Origin of the sequence: Flavobacterium psychroterrae (assembly GCF_018380615.1) — a bacterium.
In the GTDB taxonomy this organism is placed as follows: Bacteria; Bacteroidota; Bacteroidia; order Flavobacteriales; family Flavobacteriaceae; genus Flavobacterium; species Flavobacterium psychroterrae.
In genome coordinates, this window is record NZ_JAGYVZ010000050.1 from 1 (window position 1) to 11754 (window position 11754).

The window sequence follows — 11754 nt, forward strand, 5'->3', positions numbered from 1 at the left end:
AGAACAACTATCATTTATTTTATAACCTGTTTTTAAAAAAATACAATAATAAAAAATTAAAACACTGACAATGAGACGTATAAGAAATAAATTCTTTTGGTTTTATTTTTTATCGGACATTAATGATTTTGAATATTAAGTTTTTAATTTCATCAATTGAATTTGAAAGCTGTTCAGTTAGATTGTTCATTTTTTCATAACTATCTATTTCAGAAGTTATTTCTTTATCTTTTCTGTAAAACCATTTTAATCCAAAATTAATTAAAGTATTCAATATTGTAAATAAAACAATAAGTATTACAGCAATTGTTAAACAAATAAGTATTCTTTCATAGTATATTGAGCCGTATTCATCTTTAATATATTTTATTTTTATTGAAGCTTTATTAGCTTCAAAGATTAAATAATAAATTATATCCCAATTGTATAAAAATAAAACGCATAAATATGTAACAATTATTGGTACTTTTAATCTTTCACTTATTGATTTAGTTATATTCCAATATTTTTTCTTCTTCCATTATGTTTTGTTTTATCCTCACTCTACGCTAAAATTACCGCTAACTCATTTATTATTCGTGCCACAAAATGGCTTACTACCATACATTTTCAGACAGCTTTATGCCATTTATAAATTATTATCAAACTTACTTAACCTTTCCCATTCCTCTTATGGTTTTCCATAATTTTGATAAAAATGGCAAATTAGTTTTTTAATAAATAGAGAGATCAAGTATAAATACGTGTTTTGTAACTTCAACTAAATTAAAAAAGATGCCTGGGCATCTTTTTATTTATCTATAAGTTTGAAAAAGTCTGAAAGCTTAATATTTCTAGCTTCACAAATTTTTTCCAATGTATTTACAGGAATATTATAGTTAGAGTCTTTAATTTGAAGAGCAGTATTTTTTATCTTTCTAACAATACTTTCTTCAATTCCATGATCTAATCCGAAGGAGCGCTGAGATTTATAAGATTCAATCCAGTTCTTATAAATATAATTACATATTATTTTATTTGCATCACTCATGGTAACAAAGAAAAGCGAATACAAAAAAAATAGTGCGTACTAAAATACGCAGTTAAAATTATTTTGTTATATTTGTAATGAAATACATATTTTTGCGATACTTCATAAAAAATATTTGAAGCATTCGCTTTGAATCTTGCTTAGAAAAAACTGGACATTTTTTTAGCGCGCAAGATGATAAGTGCAGATGCCTACGCTTAAAAGTGCGTGGGCTCACTTATTTGTGCGCAGGTAGTCCAGTAAATCCTTCTATGCAATAAGCTGAGTTCCACGTATCTTTTTTTTATACGAATCAACTCTTCTTTTATTTCTCAGCAACTGCTTTTGTAAATTACTCAAAGTTTCGCAATACTCATGTCGAACACTTAAAAACTATTATTGCCTGTGTAATAAAGATAAAACTTCCTTATGATTCATTAAGCCGTTTACTTAATGCATAAAAAATGGTCCTCTACTTCGTCGACAAACTAGTATAGAGGACCGTAGCTAATCAAATCACATTTAACTAACCAATCCCAATATTATGAATTATTTTTCATTTTACAAGGATGGAAAAGCTCTTTATTGCCTAATTTTTACGGGAATCATGCTGTCTTTTTCATCAACTTTCGCCGAAAATCCTAAACGGCTTATTAAATCTATCTCGCAACAGCACCAAGTACAGGGGACCGTCACCGATGGGAGTTCACCCCTACCGGGCGTCACTATTGCCATAAAAGGCAGATCTACAAATGCTTCCATTTCTGACTACAATGGACAATATTCTATATCTGTTGGAGTCAGCGATACGCTTGTTGTTTCCTTTATTGGATTTAAGAAAGCACTAATTCCTGTACAAGGCAGATCGAAAATAGACATCGTACTGCAGTATGACACCACAACCCTTCAGGAAGTCCGCGTAAATGCAGGATACTACTCTGTCAAGGAAAGTGAACGTACTGGAAGCATCGCACGCATTACGTCAAAAGACATCGAAACCCAGCCCGTCACCAATGTATTGGCAACCATGCAGGGCCGCATGGCAGGCGTTAGCATAACCCAGACTACTGGTACTGCAGGAGGCGGTTTTGACATCAAGATCAGGGGTCAGAACAGCATTAGACCCGATGCGAATGCACCATTGTATATCATTGATGGAGTGCCTTATTCCTCTGACGCAATTGGCTCTGGTCAGACTTCGACAATTTTTCCGACTTCCACTAGTCCGTTAAACAGTATCAATCCCGAAACCATCGAAAGCATTGAAGTCCTTAAAGATGCTGATGCTACCTCCATTTACGGCTCCCGGGGAGCCAATGGTGTTGTGCTGATAACTACTAAAAAAGGAAAAGCAGGCAAAACTAAATTTAGCCTTACAAGCTCAACAGGCATTGGGAAGGTGACCAAATTTCTTAATCTAATGAATACTGAGCAGTACCTGGTCATGCGAAAACAGGCTTTTGTAAATGACGGCATCACTGAATACAATCCTTGGGACTATGATGTCAACGGGACCTGGGACCAAAATCGCAATACGGACTGGCAGAAAGAACTGCTTGGCGGAAGCTCACAGATAAGCGAGTTGCAGGGAACGATATCAGGTGGCTCTGAACAGACCCAGTTTATGATCAATGGGAATTACCATCATGAAACCACTGTCTTTCCGGGGGATTTTGGATATAAAAAAGGAGGCTCCCAAATGAATTTAAATCATCGTTCGGAAAATAACAAATTCCGAATAGCTTTTTCTGCCGGTTATAATGTTCAGAACAACCTACAGCCAGCATTTGACCTTACAAACGAGGCACGGTTTCAACCTCCAAACGCTCCAGCACTTTACAATGCTGACGGTACGCTGAACTGGGAAAACGGAACCTGGGAAAACCCGTTAAGAAACCTCAACGCCAAGTACGAGTCCAAAACAAAGGATCTTATTGCCAATACGCTCTTATCCTATGAAATAGCAAAAGATCTGACAATCAAAAGCAGTTTCGGCTATACTGATTTGAAGACTATTGAAACCCGTACCTCACCATCAACATTGTACAACCCTATCTATAATGTCAGTAGTATGAGGTCTTCCATCTACAGCAACAATACAAATCGCTCCTCGTGGATTATTGAACCTCAGATCAATTGGGAAAAAGTGCTGGGAGATGGAAAACTGGGCATACTCACAGGAGCGACATTCCAGAACCAAACCACGAGCACCTTATATCAGTCTGCCAGTGGATTCAGCTCCAATAGCCTCATTTATAATTTAGCTGCGGCAAAATTCGTAAGCATTTTGCAAAATGATGAAACGCAGTACAAGTACCAGGCCTTTTTTGCCCGTATAAATTACAACCTCATAGATAAGTATATTGTGAATTTTACAGCCAGACGTGATGGCTCCAGCAGATTTGGCCCAGGCAATCAGTTCGCAACATTTGGCGCCATTGGAGTCGCATGGCTCTTTTCCAACGAGAACTTTTTAAAAAACAGTTCCTGGTTCAGTTTTGGAAAAATACGTTCCAGTTATGGGACAACAGGAAATGATCAGATAGGCGATTATCAATATCTAAATACTTATACAACATCGGGTGTCAATTATAATAATGCAATCGGATTACAGCCTTCCCGACTGTTCAATCCCGATTTTGCATGGGAGATCAATAAAAAACTGGAATTTGCAATTGAACTAGGGTTTCTAAAAGACCGCATTTTTGCCACGGCATCCTGGTATCAGAATCGCTCTTCCAATCAGCTTGTCGGCATACCCTTGGCAGGAACAACCGGTTTTACGCTTTTACAGGCAAATCTTGACGCAACAGTTCAGAACAGGGGAACTGAATTGACACTTCGAACTGTCAATTTCAACAAAGGAAATTTCAAATGGTCTACAAATTTCAACCTCACTTTTGCCACTAATAAACTTCTTGCTTTTCCCGGGCTGGAAAGCTCCCCTTACAATCAGAAATACAGAATTGGCGAGCCCCTGAATATTGTACTGCTTTATAAATACAAGGGGATTAATCCGCAGACAGGTATCTATGAATTTGAGGATCTCAATAATGACGGCACTACTTCTTTTCCTGATGACAGACAAACCACCGCAAATCTGAATCCAAAGTTCTATGGAGGAATTCAAAATCAATTTGAATTGAAACGCTGGAAACTTGATTTTCATTTTCAGTTTGTAAAGCAAACAAACCGCAGCTTTCCAATGGGTCCAGCCGGAATGATGTCCAATCAGCAGGCAAGAATTGCTCAGAGTTGGCAGGCACCTGGTGACAATGCCCCTTATCAAATATTTACTACAGGTTATAATAACGATGCCCTGATGGCCAATTATTTTTATTCCGAAAGTACTGCAGTGCTCACTGATGCCTCTTTTATCCGGTTAAAAAACATTTCACTGTCCTATGAGCTGCCGGTAAACCTAAAAGAATCAAGCTGCAAAATTATGCTTCAGGGACAGAACCTTTTGACCTTCACAAAGTACATAGACGGAGATCCGGAATTTACCACCTATGGCTATTTACCGCCTCTCAAAGTAATTTCCTTAGCCGTGCAATTAACTTTTTAATCTATTCAAAATGATAAAGCAACTAACAAAATACCCAATATTGCTAAGCATCATAGTAGTGCTTAGCTCCTGTGATTCCTTTGTAGAAGTGGATCTTCCAAACTCACAATTGACAAATACAGCAGTATTTGAGGACTATTCCACTGCAAATGCAGCTTTAATGGACATCTATGCCAAGATGCGTGATACAGGAATCCTGACTGGCACCAATATGGGAATATCCAACCAGATGGGAAATTACACCGATGAACTAATGGCATCCGGTGACCCTTCCAACCTGAGCTGGCCTTTTTATAACAACTCCGTTTTGCCCTCATCATCAAATGTTGCTGAATACTGGAACGCTTCTTACAATCAGATTTATGCAGCCAACGCATTACTGGAGGGCACAGAACAAAGTAAAACTTTATCTTCAGAAGATAAAAAGCAGCTTCAGGGCGAGGCATTATTTATTCGGGCACTACTCCATTTTTATTTGTTGAATCTTTTTGGCGACATCCCGTACATCAAAGAAACAGATTATAAAAAAAACAGCACAGCCACCAGAATTCCTACGCAGGAAGTCTATCAGCATATCATAGCAGATTTAGAACGTGCGCAGGCAATTCTGCCTATTCATTTTGACAATCCGCAAAAAGTACGTGCCGATAAATACACCATTAAGGCCTTACTGGCCCGCGTTTACCTTTATACCAAATCCTTTGCCGAAGCTGCAAACGAAGCCTCTTCTCTTTTAAACCAAACAGACCTTTACAGCCTCGAAGATAATTTGAGCGGTGTTTTTTTGATCAGTTCACGAGAGACAATCTGGCAATTTCAGTCCTCCTTAGCAGGACAAAATACGAAGGAAGGGTCGCTATTTATTTTTGAGGCCGGACCACCCTCTATTACGGCATTAAATCCTTTACTGATTAATTCCTTTGCAACAGACGACCTTCGAAAGGCCAACTGGACAAAATCGGTTACGGATGGTACCAGCGTTTGGTATTATTCATACAAATACAAAGAGCAAAATGCTACGGCTGTTTCTAAAGAATATTCCGTTGTATTTCGTCTGGCAGAACAATACCTCATAAGAGCGGAAGCAAGAGCCCAGCAGGGTGATCTTATTGGCGCAAAGGAAGATCTAAACAAGATTAGGACCCGTGCCGGACTTCCCAACACCATTGCCATTACACAGCAGCAATTATTGATCGCTGTGCTGCAGGAAAGATATTGGGAATTCTTCACCGAGCAGGGACATCGCTTTTTTGATCTTAAACGTTCCTCTGAGCTTGATAAAACATTATCCGGAATCAAGCCTGGATGGAAGACAACTGATAGCCTATTGCCAATTCCACAAAATGAACTAAGTGTAAACCCTAATCTAAGACCGCAAAACCCCGGATATTAAATATTTTCTTATGCCTGACAATAATAATACTACATCATTTAAAAATATGCATTCCCTTTTGAGACTATGCATGCTGGTTTCATTTTTTATTTTGCCATTAGTAGCCTGTTCCTTATGGGGACAGGCGGGGCAAAAGAAAACACTAACGACGGCAGATTATCATCTATGGGGCAATCTTACCAATGATCAGCTAAGCACCAATGAAAAATGGGTCAGCTATAAAATGACCTACAGAGATGATATTGACACCTTATTTGTGCGCAGTATAGCTAAAAATAAAACCTATAGCTTTCCCTCCGCAAAGCAGCCTCTTTTTACTAAGAATAATGTTTTTATCTGCTTTGTAAAAGATGCTTTAGTAATTACAGATTTACAGACAGGACAAAAAGAAATCATCACAGGCGTTACTGATTTTTCCTATTCTCCTGCACTCGATTTCCTTTTCCTTCAGGTATCCGATCAAGCGCATAAAAAATCGCTGATAGTGAGGTATCCGCTAGGAAAAATACTCAGGGAAATTTCAGATGTAACCTACTTCTCACTGTCACCTGATACCTATCTGCTCGTATATACTGTAGAATCCAATACTAAAAATTCGGTATTTCTTACCGATCTAAAAAATTTAAATACATCAAAGTGGCTGCTGAGTGCTTCTGACCTCCAATATGCTGATTTCACCTGGCATAAGAGTGGAAAATCTTTGGCCTTTTTCGGAAAATCCCCTGAAGAAACCATTCAGTGGGTCTATTATTATAAAATTGAAAATGACAAATTGTTCCAGTGCAATTCCTCCAAAATAAACAGTACCAATCAAAGTACAGCAATCAGTGATGATTTTTATAATTCGATTGTAATATCAGATGATCTGGAAAGAGTGTTTCTGAACATAAAATTCAAAAAAAACACAACAGTCAGCACAGTAGATTCCAAGGTAGAAATCTGGAATACCAATGATAAATGGATTTATCCCCAAGAGCAAAGATTTGGAAAATTTGAGCAAAAGTCCAAAGTGGTGCTTTGGAGACCTTCTTTGCAAACCGTTGATCGAGTTTCCTCGAATGCCTTGCCTGCCATTATGCTTTCAGGAGATCAAAAATTTGCCGTATTATCCAATCCGGCTGCTTATGAGCCGCAATTTGATTTTGAAGGTGAAAGAGATTATTATATCACGGATCTCTCTACCATGCAAACGGATCTTGTTGTTAGCAAGCAATCTGGGTTCTACCTGGATATGGCGCCATCTCCGGATGGAAAATATATTGCCTATTTTAAAAATAAGGACTGGTGGGTCTATGATATTGAATCCAAAACAAACACCAATATTACGATAAAAACCGGAAGTGCTTTTTCCGGAAAAGTGCATACACTAAATCCAGATTCTGCCTTTGGCAATCCGGGATGGACGATGCAGGATAAAGAAATACTACTTTATGATCAGTATGATATCTGGGCAATTACACCCGACGGACGCTCAGCCCGAAGACTGACCAAAGGCAGGGAATCAGGAATTAAATTACGTATTGCTAAAAAAGCCAATACAAATTCTTACAACTTCCTTTACGATGGCCGACTATTGGATCAGTATAACCTGGAAAATGAAATTATTTTGCTCGGCAAAGGTGAGGATGGCAAAACAGGCTATTTTAGATGGAAAAACAACATTAGGGAAAAAGCAATTGCGTATGGCGATTCCCGCGTAGACCAGCTTAACTATAGTACCAATCATCATATGCTTTTCTATCTTGAGCAAAAATTTGATCTCCCTCCGCGACTTATTTACAGGGATAAATCATCATTTCAATGTGTCTTTCAAAGCAATCCACAGCATTTCCAATATCAATGGGGAAAAAGCGAATTGGTTCACTTTCAAAATTCAAAAAAGCAAAATCTAAAAGGTGTATTGTTTTATCCGGCAGACTATAAGCCGCAGAAAAGATATCCTATGATTGTTAATATCTACGAGACCCAGTCACAAGAGCTTCATGACTATTGCAATCCAACACTACGTAATGAGCCTGGATATAATGCAGCGGTTTTCACTTCTCAGGGCTACTTTTTTTTCATGCCAGATATCGTGCATGAAAATGGGAATGTTGGACCCTCTGCTACTGATTGTGTAGTATCCGCTACAAAAAACATTATTGAACGCGGACTGGTTAATCCAGAAAAAATCGGTTTGATTGGACATTCTTTTGGCGGATATGAATCTCTGTTTATCAGCAACCATACCAATCTATTTGCAACAGCCATTGCCAGCGGTGCGATAACGGATCTTAAAAGCATGTATCTTTCCGTAGGCTGGAATACGTCACGCCCTGAAATGTGGAGATTTGCCAAGGAACAATGGAGGCTGAATGGCAAAAATCCAATGGAAAACCCCGAGGATTTTAATAGAAACTCTCCCCTTGAATCTGTTGTAAACCTTCAGACACCGCTTTTAATGTGGACTGGAAAAGAAGACACAAATGTCGACTGGAAGCAAAGCATTGAATACTTTTTAGCCCTGCGCAGATTAGGCAAGAAGAGCATATTGTTGCTATATCCAAAAGAAGGACATACGCTCACCGATCCTGTTAATCAGGAAGATCTTTCCCAGCGTGTCCTGCAATGGTTTGGACATTACTTAAAAGATGAAAAAAATGAAGGATGGATAAAAAAAGGCATGCAGTAATTAAAGCAGTGTAATATAAAAAAACAATGCCGTTTCAGATTTGGAACGGCATTGCATTTTCGACAGGTTCCTAGTTCATAGGACGCCATAAAGTAACCACACAGTTATTGTTAGCATCTTTACCAAAAGCCTGTACTCCTGATGTTCCGCCTCCAATGTAACATAAAAACTCCTTCTGCGTATTATCACACTGCGTAGAAATATTGCTGCAGGTTCCATTTGGATTTGGCTTATAACCAACTTGTGGCGGACTAAGCTTTGCAGTACTCTGCATAGAAGTCGTTACAAAGGCTCCTGAAATTGCCAGGGCTACTACAGCAATTGGCATAACGTTTTTTAAAAATAGCGTTTTCATAATAATAAATATTAAATTAAACTTTGATCTACTTTTTTCTACAGGTATTCGATCTTTTTCCTGATACCGGCCAGTATATTTTTAAAGTCAGTTATCTTTCAAACCAACATTTTGAATTTCCTTTTTTATAATATCCTTAAATTCATAGGCAACGAGCTCATTTCCAATTATCCCATATAAATGGGTTGCGGTAACAATAAAAGAGCTTAGCTTTTGGTCTCCGATATTATATACCGGACAGCTGAACAGGTAGGCTTTTTTGTTTATATCATAAATATCAAGTATAACGGCCTGTTCTCTAAGTATGTCGCTTTCGTATTTTCCTCTTATTTTAGAATGTACAAAAAGCAGGTTTCCAAACACGGCAGCATTGGCATTTACGACCAGTGGAGGCGCAGCCATGGTACTCTCTGTGTGATTTTTTAAATAGGCCACTTTGATTTTAGCCTTTGAAGTAGTGTCAATAGTATGGCCCCTGTAATCAAGTTTCCCATTTTTGTCTGCGATTATAAACTCATTTCGGTAATAATACAGATAGATTATTTTATGCATTTGGGCACTATACATTAAAAGGCCGTCGGTATCAAAAACACCATCTATCTGCTTCTGTAAGAGCACTTTTTTATATACTGTTTTGGGGTATTTATCCGCAGAAAATATGCCCAGGGTATTGATCCTGTTTTTTCCGTTATTGGTCCGAAACAATACTTTGGTACTGTCCATGATTTCAGCATGAGTAAAATAAGGCATTCCCTTAAACTCCTTATCAGCCTTCCAATCTTTTGTATCTCCTCCAACTACAATAGGCACTGTTCCGTCTTTTAGGTAAAAATAAGAGCCATTAACAGCAATTCTAATCATTTTAAAAGGTTTGTTCCCGGTCTCCAAAGTTACTTCTGCTGTTGACCTTTTTTTCAATTCAGGATCAAATGATAAAACATGCAGGGGATTGGTGTAGTTCCCTAAATATATTCTTCCTTCTGAAAAACCTGCGAAATAATAGGAATTAAAATGCAGGTCCTGCTGCCCCGCCAGCATAGCAGGATGATTTGGAAATCGTCTGATAAATGGATTTTCATGATGCATTATTTCTTCTGATGACAAAAACAGAATTACCATAACGGCAATGCTCATTATAACAGAAAAACTCATTCCAATAATTGCTGTTCGAAAAGTCCCTTTTGGATTTTTCTTTGCAGCACTTCCATCGTGCATCAATATTGCAGCGGCTGCCAGGACAACAAATAAAATATTAAATAGAAGATGCGTATTCCAGCTCATTTTCTCCAGGATCCCGCCACAAGAGCATGGAACAAAAGAACTATAATGCAAAACGATAAATATATAGGCGCTGAACATAATCATAAGAGCAAATGCCGCATAAATTCCTGCTTTCTTATATTTGGGAATGAGCAGCAATAGTGCAATTAGAAGCTCGACGCCTGGAACCAGCCACACAATCCATCCCGCAAATGCGCTTAAAAGCGGTGATTGCCCAAGCTGTACCCTGAAATGCTCAAAATCCAGCAGCTTGCTAATTGCCGCATATACAAATAGGAGAACAAATAAAAGACATATTATTTCAACAAGTAAATTTGACAGGCTGGAGCGTAATTTCATAATCAGGATATTTAAAGTTGCTAATACCTTTTTTAAAGGACTTCAGAAATTTTAATAAGCAAATTTACAAGTGTCTGGAAAAAATATTGTTGTTTAAAACAAGCCAAAAGTTGGTTATAACGTGCTAAATTGAAATAGTTTTAAATATCTACCCTAAAAAAAACACAACTGCTTTCAATGAAAATTACCACGTCAAAGCTTTGAAATGCTTCTAAATGGCAAAAAATTGTCCCGCCTTTTTAGACCTACGGGACAATTTTACCTTTACTCTAAGAATGTACTATAGAACAATACTACTTCCAATAGGTAGTCAAATCTATTGACTAATAGCTTTTTCAATTTCTAAGCACCAGTGAATTCAATCCCTTATTGGTAAAATCCACACAGAGATTAAATGCGGCCTGCCCTCTTTGCTGGCCTGTACCAGACATCATAAGTGAGGCCAGTTTTGCTTCGTCATTTTTGTAGCTTCTCACATTCTGAAAATAACCCGTCACGGCATTATAGGCCCCGAACACCGTTCCCTTAGTTGTAGGCATCTGCTGTGTAGGATGGCTCATGGCATATTCAAAAGCATTGTCCGCCATATTAATGAAGCAGGATGAAAGTTCATCTTCTCTCCCTTCCTGCATATTTTTTAGCACCTCCTTACTCGGTGCCAGTGCATACTGAATAAGCTTTTTAACCTCCCTATCAGAAATTGGCACCCTTGTCCAATGATTAAAAATAGCCTCCATATTAGTTGACAGATGATCAGCAATTCCCATCACTTTGTGTGCCTGCTTCAATCTGTCATTTGCATTGGAGGTATGGCGGATACGCACGGTATTGGTTTTATTCTGCAGGGCCGCATTGAGTGTGTTAGCGCATACGATACGGATGGGCGTAAAAGCCGCCGTAATGCTCCCGCTTCCATCATGTGAGGTGGTCAGGAAAATGTATTTTTCAATCAGATCATCCTTACCCACACGAATATAATCAGGTAATTTAGCGGTTATGAAAATTCGTTCCCCATTGTTATGTAAAGCTTTACATAAAAAAGGTTATGGAAAGTAAAAGATTATGTAAAATAGTCTGTGTCAATCTGTTCTTTTAGCTGTAGCTACACAATGTGTATTCTATTTTACTTTACATTATT

6 protein-coding genes and 1 pseudogene are annotated in these 11754 nt (G+C 38.1%); 3 read left to right on the top strand and 4 right to left on the bottom strand.

Annotated features, from left to right (window positions below; translation table 11 throughout):
- Positions 1–790: 790 nt before the first annotated feature.
- A complete protein-coding gene (locus KHA90_RS24495) occupies positions 791–1030 on the bottom strand; it encodes a transcriptional regulator (protein ID WP_213308061.1) in 240 nt (79 codons plus the stop codon).
- Between the two features lie 523 nt (positions 1031–1553).
- Between KHA90_RS24495 and KHA90_RS24500 the strand changes: the two genes are divergently transcribed.
- From KHA90_RS24500 to KHA90_RS24510, 3 genes are read left to right on the top strand one after another with little or no spacing between them, the layout of a single operon-like run.
- Positions 1554–4577, top strand: a complete 3024-nt coding sequence (locus KHA90_RS24500) for a SusC/RagA family TonB-linked outer membrane protein (RefSeq protein ID WP_213308069.1) — start codon at positions 1554–1556, stop codon at positions 4575–4577.
- Between the two features lie 10 nt (positions 4578–4587).
- Positions 4588–5970, top strand: a complete 1383-nt coding sequence (locus KHA90_RS24505; protein ID WP_213308071.1) for a RagB/SusD family nutrient uptake outer membrane protein — start codon at positions 4588–4590, stop codon at positions 5968–5970.
- Positions 5971–5980: 10 nt separating this feature from the next.
- Positions 5981–8641, top strand: a complete 2661-nt coding sequence (locus KHA90_RS24510) for an alpha/beta hydrolase family protein (RefSeq protein WP_213308073.1) — start codon at positions 5981–5983, stop codon at positions 8639–8641.
- A gap of 70 nt (positions 8642–8711) precedes the next feature.
- Here the strand turns inward: KHA90_RS24510 and KHA90_RS24515 are convergent, their stop codons facing one another.
- From KHA90_RS24515 to KHA90_RS24525, 3 genes and pseudogenes are all read right to left on the bottom strand, one after another.
- A complete protein-coding gene (locus KHA90_RS24515; protein WP_213308074.1) occupies positions 8712–8996 on the bottom strand; it encodes a DUF6520 family protein in 285 nt (94 codons plus the stop codon).
- Between the two features lie 87 nt (positions 8997–9083).
- A complete protein-coding gene (locus KHA90_RS24520) occupies positions 9084–10616 on the bottom strand; it encodes a MauE/DoxX family redox-associated membrane protein (protein WP_213308076.1) in 1533 nt (510 codons plus the stop codon).
- Positions 10617–10951: 335 nt separating this feature from the next.
- A pseudogene (locus tag KHA90_RS24525) lies at positions 10952–11629 on the bottom strand (DUF932 domain-containing protein); the annotation flags it as partial.
- Positions 11630–11754: the final 125 nt, after the last annotated feature.